Annotated in this window: 18 protein-coding genes and 1 other annotated feature; of the genes, 2 read left to right on the forward strand and 16 right to left on the reverse strand. The window is 42.3% G+C overall.

What is annotated here, in order from left to right:
- Window positions 1-85 precede the first annotated feature (85 nt).
- From NFR56_RS00005 to NFR56_RS00045, 9 genes are all read right to left on the reverse strand, one after another.
- The gene (locus NFR56_RS00005; RefSeq protein ID WP_251456963.1) at window positions 86-1,231 is read right to left on the reverse strand and encodes an FtsX-like permease family protein; all 1,146 of its coding nucleotides are present in this window, start codon (window positions 1,229-1,231) and stop codon (window positions 86-88) included.
- Between the two features lie 3 nt (window positions 1,232-1,234).
- On the reverse strand, window positions 1,235-1,915 hold the full coding sequence (locus tag NFR56_RS00010) for an ABC transporter ATP-binding protein (RefSeq protein WP_129824086.1): 681 nt from the start codon (window positions 1,913-1,915) through the stop codon (window positions 1,235-1,237).
- On the reverse strand, window positions 1,912-2,487 hold the full coding sequence (locus NFR56_RS00015) for a TetR/AcrR family transcriptional regulator (protein WP_049482728.1): 576 nt from the start codon (window positions 2,485-2,487) through the stop codon (window positions 1,912-1,914). The genes NFR56_RS00010 and NFR56_RS00015 overlap by 4 nt, the downstream gene beginning before the upstream one ends.
- Before the next feature lie 148 nt (window positions 2,488-2,635).
- Entirely contained in the window at window positions 2,636-3,559 is a 924-nt protein-coding gene (locus NFR56_RS00020) for an aldo/keto reductase (RefSeq protein ID WP_049482730.1), read from the reverse strand.
- A gap of 97 nt (window positions 3,560-3,656) precedes the next feature.
- Entirely contained in the window at window positions 3,657-4,871 is a 1,215-nt protein-coding gene (locus NFR56_RS00025; protein WP_201088050.1) for an ABC transporter permease, read from the reverse strand.
- The gene (locus tag NFR56_RS00030; protein WP_003007952.1) at window positions 4,868-5,761 is read right to left on the reverse strand and encodes an ABC transporter ATP-binding protein; all 894 of its coding nucleotides are present in this window, start codon (window positions 5,759-5,761) and stop codon (window positions 4,868-4,870) included. Before NFR56_RS00030 ends, NFR56_RS00025 begins: the two co-directional genes overlap by 4 nt.
- A gap of 11 nt (window positions 5,762-5,772) precedes the next feature.
- Entirely contained in the window at window positions 5,773-6,570 is a 798-nt protein-coding gene (locus NFR56_RS00035; protein ID WP_049491060.1) for a DUF3169 family protein, read from the reverse strand.
- Window positions 6,571-6,572: 2 nt separating this feature from the next.
- A complete protein-coding gene (locus NFR56_RS00040; RefSeq protein ID WP_023918610.1) occupies window positions 6,573-6,782 on the reverse strand; it encodes a helix-turn-helix transcriptional regulator in 210 nt (69 codons plus the stop codon).
- A gap of 12 nt (window positions 6,783-6,794) precedes the next feature.
- Window positions 6,795-7,103 (reverse strand): hypothetical protein, encoded by a 309-nt coding sequence (locus tag NFR56_RS00045; protein WP_049491061.1) that lies wholly within the window; start codon window positions 7,101-7,103, stop codon window positions 6,795-6,797.
- A gap of 403 nt (window positions 7,104-7,506) precedes the next feature.
- Here NFR56_RS00045 and NFR56_RS00050 point away from each other — a divergent pair, with 403 nt between their 5' ends.
- Window positions 7,507-7,650 (forward strand): FeoB-associated Cys-rich membrane protein, encoded by a 144-nt coding sequence (locus NFR56_RS00050; protein ID WP_080980940.1) that lies wholly within the window; start codon window positions 7,507-7,509, stop codon window positions 7,648-7,650.
- 77 nt (window positions 7,651-7,727) lie between these two features.
- Here NFR56_RS00050 and NFR56_RS00055 read toward each other — a convergent pair whose 3' ends face one another.
- The 7 genes from NFR56_RS00055 to trpX all read right to left on the reverse strand — a co-directional run bounded on the left by NFR56_RS00055 (window position 7,728) and on the right by trpX (window position 15,552).
- Complete coding sequence (locus NFR56_RS00055; RefSeq protein ID WP_201088051.1) at window positions 7,728-8,702, reverse strand: hypothetical protein; 975 nt, start codon at window positions 8,700-8,702, stop codon at window positions 7,728-7,730.
- A 2-nt stretch (window positions 8,703-8,704) separates the two neighbouring features.
- Window positions 8,705-9,517 (reverse strand): hypothetical protein, encoded by an 813-nt coding sequence (locus NFR56_RS00060; protein WP_201088052.1) that lies wholly within the window; start codon window positions 9,515-9,517, stop codon window positions 8,705-8,707.
- A gap of 168 nt (window positions 9,518-9,685) precedes the next feature.
- Window positions 9,686-12,091, reverse strand: a complete 2,406-nt coding sequence (gene pheT, locus NFR56_RS00065; RefSeq protein ID WP_251456967.1) for a phenylalanine--tRNA ligase subunit beta — start codon at window positions 12,089-12,091, stop codon at window positions 9,686-9,688.
- A gap of 73 nt (window positions 12,092-12,164) precedes the next feature.
- Window positions 12,165-12,689: a GNAT family N-acetyltransferase gene (locus tag NFR56_RS00070; protein ID WP_155167553.1), complete on the reverse strand. Its 525-nt coding sequence runs from the start codon at window positions 12,687-12,689 to the stop codon at window positions 12,165-12,167.
- Between the two features lie 2 nt (window positions 12,690-12,691).
- The gene (gene pheS / locus NFR56_RS00075) at window positions 12,692-13,738 is read right to left on the reverse strand and encodes a phenylalanine--tRNA ligase subunit alpha (RefSeq protein ID WP_155167551.1); all 1,047 of its coding nucleotides are present in this window, start codon (window positions 13,736-13,738) and stop codon (window positions 12,692-12,694) included.
- Between the two features lie 314 nt (window positions 13,739-14,052).
- Entirely contained in the window at window positions 14,053-14,472 is a 420-nt protein-coding gene (locus NFR56_RS00080; protein WP_251456970.1) for a chromosome partitioning protein ParB, read from the reverse strand.
- Between the two features lie 78 nt (window positions 14,473-14,550).
- Window positions 14,551-15,552 (reverse strand): tryptophan ABC transporter substrate-binding protein, encoded by a 1,002-nt coding sequence (gene trpX, locus NFR56_RS00085; RefSeq protein ID WP_031574527.1) that lies wholly within the window; start codon window positions 15,550-15,552, stop codon window positions 14,551-14,553.
- 131 nt (window positions 15,553-15,683) lie between these two features.
- Window positions 15,684-15,916: a binding site (T-box leader), on the reverse strand.
- Between the two features lie 150 nt (window positions 15,917-16,066).
- On the opposite strand from trpX, the gene NFR56_RS00090 reads away from it, so the two are divergent.
- Window positions 16,067-17,728, forward strand: coding sequence for an Rqc2 family fibronectin-binding protein (locus NFR56_RS00090; protein WP_251456973.1), 1,662 nt, complete (start codon window positions 16,067-16,069; stop codon window positions 17,726-17,728).
- Window positions 17,729-17,865 lie beyond the last annotated feature (137 nt).

Below are 17,865 nucleotides of genomic sequence, written 5' to 3' on the forward strand. Positions count from 1 at the left end.
TACAGCCCTACTCAACTGTGCGGAGGTGGGACGACGAAATCGAATTCTAACGAATTACCGATTTCTGTCCCACTCTCATTTCTATTTATTCTGCTAAGAGCACTTCTTTGATGGTTTGCTTTTGGAGTTTTCTGTTGGATAGATAAAAGAGGCTTTCATAAACCACCGCAAAACCAAGCAAGGTCAAAAAGCACACATTCCCATCAAAGTGATGCTCAATCTTTTCAGGAACCGTATCTTTGATCACACCGATCAAAATTTCCATGATACCGTATTGGTAAACCGTCCCAAGAACAAATCCTAGATAAGCCCAGAAACGATAGGGAGCGAGAATATGACTTTGGCATTCACGATCGGTGTAGCCAAAAGCCTTCATAAGAGCCAAGGTTTCGCGACTTTCTGAGACGACAATCCCCAATGACAAAAAGAGAATCGAGAAAGAAAGGATCAAGCCAATCATGATCATCATGGTTTGGATGATGTCATCTGTGTAATCTCTTAAGCCAAAGGACAATTGGACCATGGCCGCAAAACACATAGAGCCAAAGACCACAAAAAACAAGATCGATTTTCTCCCCCATATCAGTGACGAGGACAGCTCTTTTAGGAAAGATTTGTCTTTCTTGGGAGCCCTCTTTCTCCTTTTGACCTTGATCGGACTTGAGGACTTTTTCAATAAACGAAGCGCCGGGGTTTGTAGTTGTCTTCTAGCATATCCAATCGCGAGAAGCATAAAGAAGGTCGTTGGTAGCATCACCAAAGCAAGCAAGAGCTGCCAGTGAAAGTGAATGGTAATTTCTGGCAGGATTCCCTTCTCATTACGGAAGTCATAAAAATGTCCCATCATGAGAAATGAAGCAAAATAGCCAAGAAGCGCTCCAACTCCAAAACTCAGCCCAAAGGCCCAAAATCGTTTGGCCAACTGGCCATTGCTGTAGCCCAAAGCTTTTAAAATTCCTAATTGTTCCTTGTGGTCATCGACAAATTGTTTAATATAAAAACACATGAGAAGGATCGATGTCAAGGACAAGACAACCCCACTGACCATGGCCACCATCCAAGATAGCGAAACCTGGGCATCATAATAAGTCTGAATCATCGGATTGGTTTTAGAAATCTCCAACTGCTCGATATCCAGGTAAAAATTCAAGAAGAGATTGGCCACAAAGACGGCACAAGCCCCAATGATACTGACGACAACTAATTTTCGAATATCTTTTACTGAAAACATGGCTTACCATCCAATCTCATAGGCAGTCTGAGGCTGATCGTTGGTCACCACTTCGGTAATCTTGCCACTATTGACGCGAATGATGGTCCTTGCCATATCTGCAATATTTTGGTTGTGCGTCACCATGATTAGGGTAAAGCCTAGCTTTTCCTTCAACTTCCAGATATAGTCGAGAATCTTGCGCCCTGTTTCTTCATCCAAGGCCCCTGTCGGCTCATCTAAGAAAAGAATCTCTGGCTTTTTGGCCAAGGCACGAGCAATAGACACTCTCTGCTGTTCCCCACCAGACAATTCACTTGGGTACTTATCCAGCTTATCGCCAAGCCCCAAATCCTCGATGATCTTCAAAAAATCATGATTGTTTGCCAGGTCGGCTCCCATCTTTACATTTTGTCTAACCGTTAGATTAGGCAATAAATAATATTGCTGGAAAATAAAGGCTATCTTCTCACGTCTAAAGGCTGTCAATTGCGCATCCGTGAGTTGCGATAAATCCTGTCCTTGAATGAGGATATGCCCCTCATCTACCTTTTCTAATCCGGATAATACGTTTAAGAGAGTTGACTTTCCTGATCCAGAAGGGCCTAGGATAACCACATCATCCTGGTCTTGAATCTGCAAATCAATCCCTTTTAAAACCTTGGTTTGGCCATAGCTTTTTTGAACATTTTCTAGTTGAATCATTTCTTTCCTACCATTTCTTTGATGAGAGATTGAAAAACCTCTGTCAGTAATCCAATCACTTCTTCCATGCTAAACTGATAAATACCAGAAGCAACCATAGAGGCCATCCCGTGTGAGTAGATAAATAGATGCTGGTACAAGCGACTAGCCTCCTCTAACGTCAACGGATAGTCTGCGACAATCGAATCCAGAACCAATTGGTAACTATAATCCTTCATAGGAAGAAAATCTTGAAAGCGACGAATCGGCTCTTTGCTAGGATTTTGGAAAAGCAATTGAAATAGTTGGGGCTCTTTTGAGGCGAAAAGGATATAAGCAACCCCGACAGATCGAAAAGGCTTCTCATCTTCTAAGGCCTTGCGAATATACTCCACCACGACCATTTCCGCAGCACCAATAACCTCTGCTTGTAACTCAGCCATATTAGCAAATTGCCCAAAAATGACTCTCGGTGTAGCTCCCAGTTTCTCCGCTAATGCTCTAGCCGTCAAACTAGCCATTCCCTCTTCTCTCACCAATTGTAAAGCTGTCCCAATCATAGCCTCTTTACTAAATTTAACCTTGGGTGGCATAAGACTCCTTTCACGCAACATCTGTTGCGCAACACTTGTTGCATAAAGAATACCATAAAAAAGAAAGACTTGTCAAGAAAAATCTGAAAACCACAAAACAAAAACCAGACCACCGATAAGAGTGGAATCTGGTTTGATAACCATTATTCTAAGGCAAATCATTTCCCGCCGCCAAGTAGATTTGGTACCACTCCTTGCGCGTTAGGGTCACTGCTGCTGCTTTCCCTGCTTCAAGGACATGCTGGGGCTTGGTCGTTCCGATGACCGCCTGCATCTTACCAGGATAGCGGAGGACCCAAGCAAGGGCGATAGCTGTCGGTGTGACCTGGTATTTTTTCGCCAAGTCATTGAGGACATGATTGAGAGCTGCAAACTCTTCCTTGCCGACAAAATTCCCCTTGAAATAGCCATGCTGGAGGACAGACCAGGCCTGAATCACAGTATCAGTTAAACGACAATACTCAAAGACACTGCCATCTCGCACGGCTGCTTTTGCCCCTTCCATGTTGACATGAAAACCAGCTTCAAAGCTCGGTGTAAAGGCGGCACTCAACTGCAGCTGGTTGACCTTGAGAGGTTGTTTGACAGCCGTCTTAAGCAATTCCATCATCATGGGATTTTGATTGGACACCCCAAAATGACGAACCTTGCCCGCTTGCTCCAACTGATCAAAAGCTGCTGCCACTTCTTCCGGTTCCATGAGGGCATCCGGTCGGTGAAGGAGGAGACTATCTAAGCGCTCGATCTGCAGACGATCGAGGATGCCATCGACGGAGTCCAAAATATAGTCCTTGGAAAAATCAAAATAGGTAAAACCGTCTTTGCGAATGCCACACTTGGACTGGATCCACATCTGGTTCCGAAGATCCGGACGGCGCTTGAGAACCTTACCCAACAGGACCTCACACTGGCCATCACCATAGATATCCGCTAGGTCAAAGGTGTTAATGCCAATCGACAAGGCTGCCTCTACCAAGGCCTCCACCTCATCTTCACTCATCTGACTGATCCGCATCATCCCAAGGACAATCGTGGACAGACGCTCATTTTCAGCAAACTCAATATAGTTCATGTCCGCCTCCTTTTCTGTAGTTCTATTGTAGTGAAAAGGATTTCAAAAGTCAATTTGAAATCAAAAAGCCCTCAGTTGTAACTGAGAGCTTATCTAATTAGCGATAGCTAAGAGCACGTTTAATGGTCTTCCATGGTCCGAGGTCATCGGTCTGAAGGATCAGGCTCGCATAGATACGGGCAATGAGAACTGTTCCCACGATGGTAAAGAGAACCGCAATTCCTAAAGAACCCCAAGATTCAAGACCAGTCGCATAGCCATTGATGGTACGGAAAGGCATAAAGAAGGTTGAGAAGAAAGGAATGTAGGAACCGATCTTCAATAAGAAGACGTCACCGGCACTTCCCAAGGTGGTTACCCCAAGGAAGCTAAAGATAACTAACATCATCAGTGGCGAAATCGCTTTTCCTGAATCTTCTGGTCGTGCAACTGTGGAACCTAAGAAGGCAGAGAGCACCACATACATAAAGATCCCAAGGATAATGAAGAAGACGGTATTGAGCGAGATTGCTTCTGCTAGGTGTTGGGTAATTGGAGAGTTTGGAGCGAGAAAATCCTTGACAACAGGGATATCTGCTCTAAAGATCCAAACCGCTACTAAACCAATCACATAGACAAAAATATGGGTAAAGATCACTCCGAAGAGTCCGAGCATGCGTGCGAAGAAATAGTCGGTTGCTTTGATACTAGAGAAAACCACTTCCATGATCTTGGTTCCCTTTTCACTGGCCACTTCTTGGGCTGTGATACTAGAGTAGAAGATCAAAATCATATAAAGCAACATTCCCAAACCACCTGCAACCATGGTTTGCACCATTTTCAAGCCTTCTTTTTTCTCGTCAATTTTTTCTTTCAGAGAAACCTGTTGAGACAAGGCTGTCAGTTGCTCTTTGCTTAGATTAGCACGGGCCATATTGATCCCCTGTTGGACTTGGCTTAATTTCGCAGCGACAAGGGTTTTCAAATCTGTTTTCATGGCTTGGTCGCCCACATAAGTGGCTTCTAGCTGGCCATCTTTTTCATCGACCGTTAGGTAAGCAGCTGCTTTCTCATCCTTGATGGCTTTTTTAGCTGCAGCTTCATCCTTGTAGTCCAAGGTCAAGCCATCAGTTCCTTTGAGACTTTCTTTGACAGCTGGAACTTCTGTCACCAAGGCCACCTGGTTTTTGGCATCTGTAGAAGAACCTGTCAGATAACCGATTCCAATGCTCAATCCTAAAAAGAGGAAGGGACCGAAGACCATGAAGAGGAAACTCCATGATTTCACTTGTCTGATATAGGTTTCTTTCATTACGACAAACATCTGTTTCATACTTCTACTCCTGATTCAAGTTTAAAGATCTCATCAATAGTTGGGGCTTGGTGGTCAAAGGTTGCTAGGTAGTGGCCCTTGGTCAAGCGGTCAAATAATTCTGGACCAGCTGATGCATCATCCAAGATCAGCTTCCAAGTCCCTTGCTTGGTCATGCTGACCTTGGTCACGTGTGGCAGAGCTTCTAGCTCTTCTTTGCTAAAGTCGTTAGAAACAAAGAGACGAGTCTTGCCATAGCTATTACGGACCTCTTGGACTGGCCCCGAAAGGACAACCGAACCATCACGGATCATTAGGATATCATCACACAACTCTTCGACATTGGTCATGACGTGGTCAGAAAAGATAATGGTTGCCCCACGCTCTTTTTCTTCAAAGATGACCTGCTTGAGCACTTCTGTATTGACCGGATCCAAGCCGCTAAAGGGTTCATCTAAAATGATCAATTTAGGCTCATGGATCAAGGTGATGATCAATTGAACCTTCTGTTGGTTCCCTTTTGAGAGACTCTTGATTTTATCGGTCAATTTTCCTTTTACTTGGAGTTTTTCCATCCAGGTCGGTAATTTTTCCTTGACCTCAGCAGTGCTCATTCCTTTTAAGGCAGCCAAATAGCGGACCTGCTCAAAAATCGTGAGTTTTGGCATGAGACTGCGCTCTTCCGGCAAATAGCCAATTTCTTTGTAGGTTTCTTGCGTAATCGCTTTGCCATCTAGGCGGATCTCACCGCTGTAGTCCAAAAAGCGCAGGATGCTGTGGAAAATGGTGGTTTTTCCGGCCCCATTTTTCCCAACCAAACCAAGGATATGCCCTTGTTGAGCTGTCAGATCCACTCCAAAGAGGACCTGCTTATTTCCAAAGCTTTTTTCTAAATGTCTAATTTCTAACATGGATGACTCCTTTACTCTTTATAATAACGTTTGGTAATCTTGTATTGTGAGACCAAGATATAGAGATAAATCAGTGATACCACTACTAATGCTAACAAGATATCTGTATGGAAAGCAATGCCAACTAAGAATATCGCAATTAAGGAAATCGGTAAGATATAATTGCTTAACTTAATGATAATTTCATAGTTTTCCTCGTAGCTAATCTGCTTTTCTGCTTCATCCATCATACTCATCATAAATTCACGCACTTCCTTGGCATTGGCATTGCGGGGAATCGGTTTTCCATAAATCAGATGGAAGGTCTTGCGAAAGAAGATATCCGATAGGAAAAATAGGGCAATCAAGACAAGAAAGAGATAGAGCATGGTAAAGTCTCCAAAGATAAAAGCCATGTCCCCAGCGCCAGGTCTATCTAAGTCGACCAATTGACTATAAAAAATGACGAATAAAAAGTAGGGCAAGATCATGATGCCTTTAAAAATGGTCGCTAAGCCATATAGTTTTTTCTTTTGAATGTCATAGTGATAGGCTTCATCATCGTCTTCTATTTGGAGCATCTTTTGATGGACTTTTCTCGCGCACATCAGTAAGGTTATCGTGAGTATAAATGCGACTAAGAATAAAACTGCTGAGCCCAAAAGGAGTACTTCTTTACTAAAGAAGGATTGGATTTCTAGGGGCTTTTCGTATCCAAACATTTCTGTCAAAAATCCGATAACTCCTCCGATCAAGCCGGAAACTGTAATGATACCTACATTTCTCCAAAAACGGTAACGAGGGGTTCGTTCTTGTTGTTGCTTTTTCATTGTTATTCCTCTTCCTCCACTAGACTAAAGACATTTTCCACAGGTTCCTTGAAAATCTGGGCGATGGTGATGGCAATGATAACCGAAGGGGTGTATTCACCCCGCTCCAAGAGACTGATAGACTGGCGCGAGACCCCTGCTAGCTTGGCTAGTTCTGATTGGTTGAGCCCATCACGCGCCCTCAGCTCTTTCAATCGATTTTTTAAGATCATGGCTTTCGCCTCCTATAGCTGAACATCTTGAATATCTTCGATGCGAACTAATTTGGTTTCTCTTTGTTGTTTATTATTCACACGAGTCAGTTTGACCCAATCTTCATCAATATCCAAAATTTCATACTCGGCTCCAAAACCATCTACAGTAACAGTGACCGTTTGGCCTTTCAATTCTTCTAGAAGTCTAGACATGTCTTGATTTCCTTTCACTTGTTTTTCTAATCGTCTAATGCGTTTGTTCAACCTTTTTATCTTCTTTTCTGAGCTTGCATAAATGATAACCAGAAAAGGGATAAATAGAATCCATATGGCTCCCATAAGAAAACCTCTCCTTCTTTCAACTAAAAACATTGTAACACTTCTTTTTCTTTTTGACAAGTATTTTTGTCAAAAAAATAAAAATATTTGTCAAAAATAGCAGGATGGTTGACATAGATATTTTGAGGTAAGAAATAAAAGGCCCGCATTTGCGCACCTTTTGACGATCCTTTTCTCCCTGCTATGAATCTGAAAAGATTTCAATAGTAAGAAATATAACTTTGGTTACTACAAGATAATCTTACACGTGTTTAATCTCGATGAAGTCTAAACTAGTAGGACTGGGCTAGCTCAGATCATTTTCATCATCCTTGTTCCCTGCATCTTCCACAAGCCACAGCAAAGTAATGATCAACTCATCAGCTTAAAAAACTTATCCACCACTCATATCTAGGAGGTTTTCATGTCAACCATTATCATTGCCATCATTTTATTTGGGCTCGCCTTTCTAGGATTTCGCCATTATCTCAAGGGAAAAGGATCCTGCGGAGACTGCGAGTGTTCCTGTCCCATCAAAGACGAGATGCATCAATCGCATCGGCATTAGTAAAGAATGGGTGTGTACCAGAAATCAGAAAAGCAAAAAACCATTGGTCAATTGAACCAATGGTTTTTATTTACTCATTACTCTTGAATCGCATTCATATCCAATTGATGAGGTGGCTTTATTTCCTGTACCTTATTAAAATCACGGTATCCAAACTCAAAATGGTCCTCATTAGTAATACTTTGGTCTTTTTTAGAATCCTTTATTTTCGTATAAATAACAATTCTTGCTTCGCTTGGAGTCACTTCAACTTTAGTTTCTGACTTTTCCTTCTTAGCGACAAGCTCGATTTCTAGTTTGATTGATTGAATATCATTATTTTCATTTGAGTACAACTTACTTTCAATCATCGTCTGGATTAACTCATTGAATAAAGGAATATTCTTTTTAGCATCACCTTTATATTTTAGATATAGATAACCATTATCTTCAGTCATACTAAATTTATCCTTATAAGCCTCGTAGAGTTTCAGATAAACATCACTTCTACCAATCTCAGGTTCTTTGTAATCAGTTGCTTTTTTCCATTTCCATTTCCAAGGTCCCTTTTGAAAAAGATCCTGTGAATACTCTCCCAAGTATACCGTCCCTCTCCCAGGTGAATAAACGACATATTCACTTGGAACTACAAATGGTTTTCCAATTCTAAGTTCATTTTCTTTGACTTTTTCAGGATCCTCCTCGTCATTCTTTCCTGTAGCGTATATTTCACGCAATGTCAGAGTATCAAATTGAATTTTACCTTCACGATACACAATTTCATTGCGGGATTGGTCTGCTGGCTTAGAAATAGAACCCGCAATATACTTTCTATAGAATCCACTAGAATATTCTGTACTCTTTGCTTCTCGCAAACTCTGGATATATTGGTCTACTACAGAGCTTGCTTCTCCCTCATTTGTTTTTGACGGCCCCTGTTGTGGATGCTTACTTGCTACAGCTCTTGCTTGCTCTTCCTTTAGACTTGAAGTTGTTTTCTGTTGACAGGCAACAAGGGGCAAGCAAAGAGCTATCGCACATATCATCAGAAATTTTTTTCTTTTATTTTGCATGATTATGATCCTTTTTCATTGTTTAAATCGAAATGTTCAGTATTTTGTTCAAAATCTTCAGGTTCTTCTACCCTCACACCAGTGTTTTGGTTAGAATAGGTGATCTTACTCGTTAAATCCATGGTTTTCTTTGCAGTTTCGCCATGAGAGGTATATGTGATTGATAAGGGTTTAAAACTATCCTTAGAAACTGAAAGAGCAACCTTGAAATATCCTTTTACCTTTGTGTCGGCAAACCCATAAAAAGCTGTAGTTCCTCCTAGGAAAATTGGTCTACTGATACTAATCATATTTTTTACATCATCTGTTTGATAATAAAGTACATAAGCATCCTTTTTTTCCGTAACCGTCATTTTCTTTTTATTCTTTTGATAGTATCGAATTGCATCTTGGAAGATTCCTATACCTGCATCATATTCACGAATACTATATCCAGTCCTCCATATTGAATCACCTGCTTTTTTATAAAAGGGAACCGAAGATTGCCAATATATTTCTTGTGTACCCTCTGCTGAAGTATAAATTCCACGGACATAATCCGGCCTCAATTCAAATGAACCATCAAAGCTTGTCTTAACAGTGGCATTTTTCTCCTCTCCCTCTTCCGGCTCATTTACAACCTTTACTACTTCATCTTCCATATGGATTTTGCCATTTTTCAAGTGTTCAAAAGCTTCCAGCCCCTTGTCAATGATTTGTTCTTGACTTAGTTCCTTTGAATCTTCTTTCTTTCGACTTGCCTCCTGACATCCGATTAGGCTAGCCACTGCTAACAAACCAACAAGTGATAGGATAGGTTTTCTCATATTTAGCATCCCCATTCTCCTTCCTTTTTTCAGTAAATCTACTAAATGTTTATTCTTCTATTATAAACCATCCTATAACATTTGTAAATCTTTTCACAAACTTGTAAGAAGATTGTAATTTTTAAAATACAAAACAAAAACAGCTGAGAACATGTCTCAACTGTCTTGAACTACATCTTAACGTACTTCTGCGTCTACTTTTTCTTCGAGAGAAGCTTGGATTTTTTCCATGTAGCGTGCAACTTCTTCATCTGTCAAGCTATCTTCTGGATTTTGGAAGGTCAAGCTATAAGCCATTGACTTCATACCAAGTCCTAGTTTTTCGCCTGAGAAGACGTCAAAGAGTTTGATATCTGTCAAACGTTTCACGCCAGCTGCTTGGATGGCATCGACCACCTCTTGGTGAGTCACTTCTGCTTTGAGGAGAAGGGCGATATCACGGCTCACAGCTGGGAATTTAGTGATTTCCACAAAGGCTGCGGCTGGTTGAAGAGCTGCTTCAATAGCAGATAAGTTCAATTCTGCCACATAGGTTTCTGGAATGTCATAAGCCTTAGCTGTTACAGGGTGGACTTGTCCCAAGACCCCAATCACTTGGTCACCCAGTGAGATCAAGGCTGTCCGACCTGGGTGGAGACTCTTGATTTCTTGTGTTGCTGTATAAGTCACATCAAGACCCAAGCGAGCAAAGAGGGCTTCAAGGATTCCTTTTGCATAGAAGAAGTCAACTGGAACAGCTGCAGTTTGGAAGTCTTTTTCAGCAACTAAACCTGTCAAAGCAAAAGCAAAGCTGTTGATTTCATTTGGCAAGTCTTCTTTTGGATTACCCGTTTGCTCGAAGACTTTTCCAATCTCATAAAGAGCCAAGTTTTTATTCTTACGAGCCACGTTGTAGGCTACTGTATCCAAGATTCCTGAAACCATATTTTGACGGAGAACCGAACGGTCCACAGTCATTGGCCACATGAGCTCTGTTAAGTTGCTTGGTGCAGTTGTGAACTCCACTGCTTTTTCAGGAGTTGTCAGTGCATAAGTGATGATTTCTGTCAAACCAGCCCCTTCAGCGATAGTCCGAACTTGACGACGCAATTTTTGAGTCGCTGTCAACTCACCTGCTGTCCCATCATCTTTTGGAAGGGTTGCTGGTAATTTGTCATAACCATAAATTCGAGCAATTTCTTCAAAGAGGTCCGCTTCGATAGTGATGTCCCAACGGCGACGAGGAACGCTGACTGTGAAGCTTTCTGCATTTCCAGAAAGGCCAAAACCAAGACGACGGAAGACATCTTCGACATCCGCGTAGGAAAGTTCTGTTCCAAGGACACGGTTAACGTCTGCAAGAGTAGAAGAAACTTCTACATCAGAAGTGTCTAACTGGCCTGCTGAAACGATGCCCTTACGTACGGTTGCACCAGCCAATTCAGCAATCATACTTGCTGCGGCATCAAGGGCTTCATTAACAGTTGCCACATTGATGCCTTTTTCAAAGCGAGAAGATGATTCAGAGCGTAGGTTGAGGCGACCACTAGTCTTACGGATCGATTTGCCATTGAAAACAGCCGCTTCAAGAACTACACGAGTAGACTTTTCAGAGATTTCTGTAGCCTCTCCCCCCATGACACCTGCAAGGGCAACAGGTTTGTCAGCAACCGTAATCACGAGGTCACTTGTTTCCAACTCACGCTCTTCCCCATCCAAGGTCACTAATTTCTCACCTGCACGCGCTTCACGTACACGGATGTCATTTCCTTCAAAGGTATCCAAGTCAAAGGCATGCATGGGCTGACCAAAGTAAAGCAAGATATAGTTGGTCACGTCAACCACATTATTTATGGGACGGATGCCTTCATTCATGAGGAGGTTTTGCAACCATTGTGGACTTGGTGCGATGGTTACATTGTCCAAGATACGAGCTGCATAATAAGGAGCCTTATCTGTGTCGATGCTGACAGAAAGAGCATCCGCTGCAACTTGGTCTGTTTCTGTTAAAGTAAATTCTTTGAAGTTGACTGCCTTGTCATAGATGGCTGCTACTTCATGTGCTACCCCACGCATCGAAAGAGCATCTGCACGGTTTGGAGTGATAGAAAGCTCGATGATTTCATCATCCAAGTCTAGGTAAGAGAAGACTTCTTCTCCTGGAACAGCATCCTCTGGCAAGATTTGGATGCCATCCGCAAATTCTTTCGGTACAACTGAGTCAGAAATGCCTAACTCACCAAGTGAACAGATCATCCCAAGGGATTCCAAACCACGGATTTTCCCTTTTTTAATCTTGTAGTTATCTGCGATGCGAGCACCTGGAAGAGCCACCATCACCTTGATGCCTGCTCGCACATTTGGTGCTCCACAGACGATTTGACGCGCTTCTTCTTCCCCCACATTAACTTGGCAGACATGAAGGTGTGTCTCTGGCACATCTTCACAAGACAAGACTTCTCCGACGACAATTTTTGAGAGACCAGTAGCAGGCGATTCCACACCTTCTACTTCGATCCCTGTAGTTGACATTTTTTCAGCCAACTCTTCTGATGGCACATCCACGTCCACCAATTGTTTTAACCATTTATATGATACTAACATTATTCTGATCGTAAGATCCCACTTGGTGAGATCTTCTCAATTCCTTTCTCTCAATTTGGACCCACAATTAAGCTTACGGATTATCCTTCAAATGCTTGCGCAACAACCAGTCTGTATCCACGGTATCTCCGGTGATATACTGGTGTTCACTAAATCGTTCAAATCCAAAGCGGTAGTAAAAATCTTGCGCCTTAAAGTTGCGTTCCCATACACCTAGCCAAGCCCACTCAAAGCCACGACTCTTGGCTTGATCCAGCGCAAAGGTAAACATTTCCTTGCCGAAACCAGCCCCTTGACATTCCTTCTTGACATAGATCCGTTGGATCTCAAAGGACTTATCCATCTCTACTGGCTCGGTCTGCGCCTGACCCCAGTTGATCTTGAGAAAACCACAGATTTCTTGATCTTCATTGAGGACAAAATAGGTTTCAGATTCTGGATCTAGCAGATCCTTCTCGATTTGCTCCAAAGAGAGCACAGTAGAGAAGTAATCTTCCAAATCTTCCTCAACAATATAGGGACCAAAGGTATCCCCATAGGTTTCCACCTCTAATTCCCTTAAAATATGAAAATCTTTCGCCTTAACTTTTACTAACATAATTATTTAAATTGTTCTGAAAAACGGATATCCCCTTGATAGAAGCCACGGATATCATTGATTCCGTAACGAAGCATGGCCACACGCTCTTGACCAAGTCCAAAGGCAAATCCTGAATAGATTGTTGGATCAATCCCACTCATCTCAAGGACGCGTGGGTGAACCATACCGGCTCCCATGATTTCAATCCAACCAGTTTTCTTACATACGTTACATCCAGCACCACCACATTTGAAGCAAGAAACGTCCACCTCAACCGATGGCTCAGTGAATGGGAAGTAAGAAGGACGCAAACGGATTTGGCGTTCTGCACCAAACATCTTTTGCACGATCAATTGAAGCGTTCCTTGAAGATCGGCCATAGAAATGCTTTTCCCAACAACCAAACCTTCGATTTGATGGAATTGGTGGCTGTGGGTCGCATCATCCGTATCCCGACGGAAAACCCGCCCTGGAGAGATCATCTTCAATGGTCCTTTGCTAAAGTCATGCGCATCCATAGCCCGCGCCTGTACAGGTGAGGTATGGGTCCGAAGCAAGATTTCTTCTGTGATATAGAAGGTATCCTGCATATCCCGCGCTGGGTGATCTTTAGGCAGATTCATCCGTTCAAAGTTATAATAGTCTTGCTCCACTTCAAAGCCGTCTACGACTTGATAGCCCATCCCGATAAAGATATCTTCGATTTCTTCACTGGTTTGGGTCAAAATATGACGGTAACCACTAGCAACTGGACGACCTGGAAGGGTCACATCGATACTTTCACTAGCCAATTTGGCTTGGACTTTCTTTTCTTCCAAAAGTTTGGCCGTTTCTTCAAAGGCAGCCGTCAAGACATCACGCGCTTCATTGACGTGTTTCCCGATAACCGGACGCATCTCAGCAGAGACATCCTTCATCCCTTTAAGAATTTCCGTCAGAGATCCTTTTTTTCCAAGAACAGAGACCCGTAGTTCTTGCATCTCTTTTTTATTTTCAGCAGAAATCTGCTTCAAAGCTGCCAGCGTTTCTTCACGAAGCGCTTTTAATTGTTCTTCAATCGTTGACATATTTCCTCCATCATGGTCCCTCTACAGACATAGAAAAAACCACGCGCCAACACCCTCATTCGGAGCGTTGACACGCGGTACCATCCGTTTTTTATCCGTAAACCAGACCTTAATTTCTAAATCCTTTACGCAAGTGAATTCACTCAGCTTTCATGCAAAGAGCTTTCAGTCACGGCTCTTCTCCCTGTCGCACTTCCCTTGAGATACTAGTCTTGCAGATTTCTATTCAATTACTACATAGTTTATCAGATTTTTAGTTAAAAAACAAGTTAGATGAGACTAATTCAATAGAAAAAGGAACAAGTGGCAGTGCATTATCTATTTGCATTGTCAGTTGCATCTGCTTGCCTTTCCAATAGAAGAGTGGCTGCTTGGTTAAAACCATCACACCAGTTATACCATTTTGCTTCATACTCATCTTGAGGCAAGATACGATGTTTTAAATCCAAAACAGAGGTTATCTTTCTTTCCTCGCAAGCTTGCGCATAGAGAGCATACAACTCATCGCCACCATCTCTATCAAGCTCAGCAGAAATCGTATCCTGACCTGCCAATAAAGCCTGATAAGCCCTGTGATGGCCGTCTGTAATCAAGAAGCCATCTCCAAATACCAAAATACTAATTGGATCCACTTTGATGATTTCTGCCGACTGATCAAGCATCTGGATAGCTTGTAACTTCTTTTCTGATAAGTATAGTTGGGTCGGATGAAGGTCCGTTAGCTTGACTTTCATTTCTTTCTCCTCAAAGGTCCCGATTAAAAGACCTATCAAAGCCAAATTCTCCTGCTACTCTTGTGATTCGTTTCGTTTTTATTTAATGACTTGTCCAGCATCTTTCAAGACAGATTCTGGAATAGTAATGCCCAATTCATCTGCGACTTTTTTATTGATGACAGATTTTCCTTGGCTAAAGATTTCAACAGGTGTGTCTGCAGGTTTTTGACCTTTCAAGATCTTCGCAGCCATTTTACCAGTTGCTACCCCAAGATCATGTTGGTCGACAACGACTGAACCAAGGCCACCAGCTTCTACCATGGCTGTCGCACTTGGGAAGATTGGTTTTTTAGCATCTTTATTGGCTTCAACAACAGTTGAGAATGCTGATGCGATGGTATTGTCGATTGGAACCCAGATAGCATCCACTTTACCTGACATAACCGATACTGTTGAAGCAATTTCGTTTGTAGAAGGAACTGAATACGGAACCACCTTGTAGCCTGCTTTTTCAGCCAATTTTGTAAATTCTTCTACTTGAGATTTAGAATTGTCTTCACTGGTTGAGTAAAGAACCCCGATTGTTTTTACGTTTGGAGTCAACTCTTTGATCAATTTCAACTGTTGCTCAGTAGGATTGTGGTCAGATACCCCAGTGATATTGCCACCTGGTTTTTTCAAATCTTTGACCAAGTTTGCACCGACTGGATCGGTTACAGCACCCATGACAATTGGTTTGTCTTTGGTTGCACTAGCCAAACCTTGAGCAGATGGGGTTGCAATCCCAATCAAGACTTGATTATCTTTTTCTGCCAATTGCTTACTCATAGTTGCAACCTTGTTTTGGTCCCCTTCTGCATTGAGGAAATCAATGTCCACTTTGTCCTTGTCATAGCCTTCTTCAGCTAGACCATCTTGAATCCCCTTGTAGATCAAATCAAGCGAAGGGTGGCTGACCAACTGCAAGACCCCAACTTTTGCCTTTTCATTGCTAGTTGCTGCCTTGTTGTCCTTACCAGCTGTAGCTGAATAGATCGCTGTCCCAATGACTGCTGCTGCAATCAAACCAATAATTCCCATTAACCGTTTATTTTTCATTTTACTACCTCTTCTATTTTTTCATTTTCTTCTATTTTTCATCCTCTAAAGAATGCGACGCCATCGTTTCTTCATATCTTTTCTCCCTTCTCATCTAAAACAAAAAACACGCCCACACATAGCAAAAGCTATGTGAGGACGTGTCATCGCGGTGCCACCTCACTTATGGGAAAAGGATAGTCTCCCCCCATATCTCTGTCTTGTCTAGCAACAAGTTGCACGATAAGGTGTGCCAACCGAATTTTTATTCTTTCAAATTCATCTCATCATTAGTCCAATTTCATAAACTGCCGCTACCCACTCTCAGCAACCGTGGGCTCTCTTGAAACTTTCATTTACTACTTTTCTAATTTCTTACATTTTAAAGTTTTCTTTCAAAAAAGTCAATACTTTTTCAGTATTTTTTTGGAAACGTTCGCATTTTCTATATTACATCCCCTTGCTTCTTTCTGGGATTTCCGCTCTATTTTTGATATAATTTACTAGAATAACAGCTAGAATGATGAGGAATCCCATGTCTTTTGATGGATTTTTTTTACACCATATGGTGCAAGAATTGAAGGCCGAACTCTTAAGTGGTCGCATTCAAAAAATTAATCAACCTTTCGAGCAAGAATTGGTACTCCAAATCCGAGGCAATCGGAAAAACCAAAAACTCTTACTCTCTGCCCATTCTGTTTTCGGACGGATCCAACGGACCCAAACCAACTTTGAAAATCCTGCCTTTCCTAATACCTTTATTATGGTCATGCGTAAATATCTTCAAGGCGCTGTCATCGAAGGGATTGAGCAATTGGAGAACGACCGGATTCTCGAAATCCGTGTCTCCAATAAAAACGAAATTGGAGATGCCATTTCTGTCAGCTTAATGATCGAAATCATGGGCAAGCACAGTAATATTATTCTCCTAGACCGGACCAGCAATAAAATCATCGAGGCCATCAAACATGTCGGCTTCTCACAAAATAGCTACCGGACCATTCTTCCTGGATCAATCTATGTAGCCCCTCCGAAAACAGACGCGGTTAATCCTTTTACAATTGGAGATGAAGCCCTTTTTGCCCTTCTTCACAAAGAAGAGTTAAGCCCAAAGAACCTTCAAAAATGTTTCCAAGGTTTGGGGCGAGATACGTCTCAAGAATTGGCCAAGCGACTTGAGACGGATGAAAAATTAAAAACCTTCCGTGCCTTTTTCCAAGCTCCAACTGAGCCACGCCTAACGACCAAATCCTTCTCGGCTATTCCCTTTGAAGATGCCACTAGTCAAACCTTTGAGACACTTTCCGATCTGCTAGATGACTATTACCGAGACAAGGCTGAGCGCGATCGGGTGCAACAACAGGCTAGTGAATTGATCCGCAAGGTCGAAAACGATCTTGAAAAGAACCGAAAAAAATTAGCCAAACAAGAAGCGGAGTTAGCGGCGACCGACAATGCGGAAGAATTCCGCCAAAAAGGAGAATTACTGACCACCTTCCTCCATCAGGTACCAAACGACCAAGACCAGGTTGTCCTGGACAATTACTATACCAACGAACCCATCACCATCCAACTCAATAAGGCTCTGACCCCCAACCAAAATGCGCAACGCTACTTCAAACGCTACCAGAAGTTAAAAGAAGCCGTTAAACATTTGACCATCCTCATTCAAGAAACCAAGGAAACCATTTCTTATCTTGAAACGGTTGAAACGACCCTTTCTCAAGCGAGCCTGGCTGAGGTGGCAGAGATTCGTGAAGAGTTAATCCAGACCGGCTTTATCAAACGGCGCAACCGAGAAAAAATCCATAAACGGAAAAAACCAGAAAAATACCTGGCTAGTGATGGCAAAACCATCATTTTAGTGGGTCGCAATAATCTGCAAAACGATGAACTGACCTTTAAGATCGCTAAAAAAGACGAGCTCTGGTTCCATGCAAAAGATATCCCGGGAAGTCATGTCGTCATTACAGGAAATCTAAATCCATCGGATGAAGTGAAGACCGATGCTGCAGAGTTGGCCGCCTACTATTCCAAGGCCCGTCTCTCAAACCTGGTCCAAGTAGATATGATCGAAGCCAAGAAACTCAATAAACCAACTGGTGGAAAGCCCGGCTTTGTCACCTACACAGGCCAAAAGACTCTGCGGGTCACCCCAGAAGAAGAAAAAATCAAAGCCATGAAACTAACGGACTGATTTCAAATATAAAAGGTTGAGCGACGCTCAACCTTTTAGAATGTAGACAAATTGTTCTACGTATGCTGAAAAAAATGAGGTCTACTTTTAGGATCATTCAACATATATTGAAACTTTCCGCCGTGAGAAAAGTGCTA

Source organism: Streptococcus caecimuris (assembly GCF_943193075.1).
GTDB lineage: Bacteria > Bacillota > Bacilli > Lactobacillales > Streptococcaceae > Streptococcus > Streptococcus caecimuris.

Bases quoted from the DNA above. Each gene is read 5' to 3' on its own strand.
- pheT (WP_251456967.1), bottom strand. From the start codon at position 12,091: ATGTTAGTATCATATAAATGGTTAAAACAATTGGTGGACGTGGATGTG.
- NFR56_RS00055 (WP_201088051.1), bottom strand. From the start codon at position 8,702: ATGCAAAATAAAAGAAAAAAATTTCTGATGATATGTGCGATAGCTCTT.
- NFR56_RS00015 (WP_049482728.1), bottom strand. From the start codon at position 2,487: ATGCCACCCAAGGTTAAATTTAGTAAAGAGGCTATGATTGGGACAGCT.
- NFR56_RS00070 (WP_155167553.1), bottom strand. From the start codon at position 12,689: ATGTTAGTAAAAGTTAAGGCGAAAGATTTTCATATTTTAAGGGAATTA.
- NFR56_RS00060 (WP_201088052.1), bottom strand. From the start codon at position 9,517: ATGCTAAATATGAGAAAACCTATCCTATCACTTGTTGGTTTGTTAGCA.
- NFR56_RS00035 (WP_049491060.1), bottom strand. From the start codon at position 6,570: ATGAAAAAGCAACAACAAGAACGAACCCCTCGTTACCGTTTTTGGAGA.
- NFR56_RS00080 (WP_251456970.1), bottom strand. From the start codon at position 14,472: ATGAAAGTCAAGCTAACGGACCTTCATCCGACCCAACTATACTTATCA.
- NFR56_RS00025 (WP_201088050.1), bottom strand. From the start codon at position 4,871: ATGAAACAGATGTTTGTCGTAATGAAAGAAACCTATATCAGACAAGTG.
- trpX (WP_031574527.1), bottom strand. From the start codon at position 15,552: ATGAAAAATAAACGGTTAATGGGAATTATTGGTTTGATTGCAGCAGCA.
- NFR56_RS00045 (WP_049491061.1), bottom strand. From the start codon at position 7,103: ATGGGAGCCATATGGATTCTATTTATCCCTTTTCTGGTTATCATTTAT.
- NFR56_RS00005 (WP_251456963.1), bottom strand. From the start codon at position 1,231: ATGTTTTCAGTAAAAGATATTCGAAAATTAGTTGTCGTCAGTATCATT.
- NFR56_RS00010 (WP_129824086.1), bottom strand. From the start codon at position 1,915: ATGATTCAACTAGAAAATGTTCAAAAAAGCTATGGCCAAACCAAGGTT.
- NFR56_RS00090 (WP_251456973.1), top strand. From the start codon at position 16,067: ATGTCTTTTGATGGATTTTTTTTACACCATATGGTGCAAGAATTGAAG.
- NFR56_RS00050 (WP_080980940.1), top strand. From the start codon at position 7,507: ATGTCAACCATTATCATTGCCATCATTTTATTTGGGCTCGCCTTTCTA.
- NFR56_RS00020 (WP_049482730.1), bottom strand. From the start codon at position 3,559: ATGAACTATATTGAGTTTGCTGAAAATGAGCGTCTGTCCACGATTGTC.
- NFR56_RS00040 (WP_023918610.1), bottom strand. From the start codon at position 6,782: ATGATCTTAAAAAATCGATTGAAAGAGCTGAGGGCGCGTGATGGGCTC.
- pheS (WP_155167551.1), bottom strand. From the start codon at position 13,738: ATGTCAACGATTGAAGAACAATTAAAAGCGCTTCGTGAAGAAACGCTG.
- NFR56_RS00030 (WP_003007952.1), bottom strand. From the start codon at position 5,761: ATGTTAGAAATTAGACATTTAGAAAAAAGCTTTGGAAATAAGCAGGTC.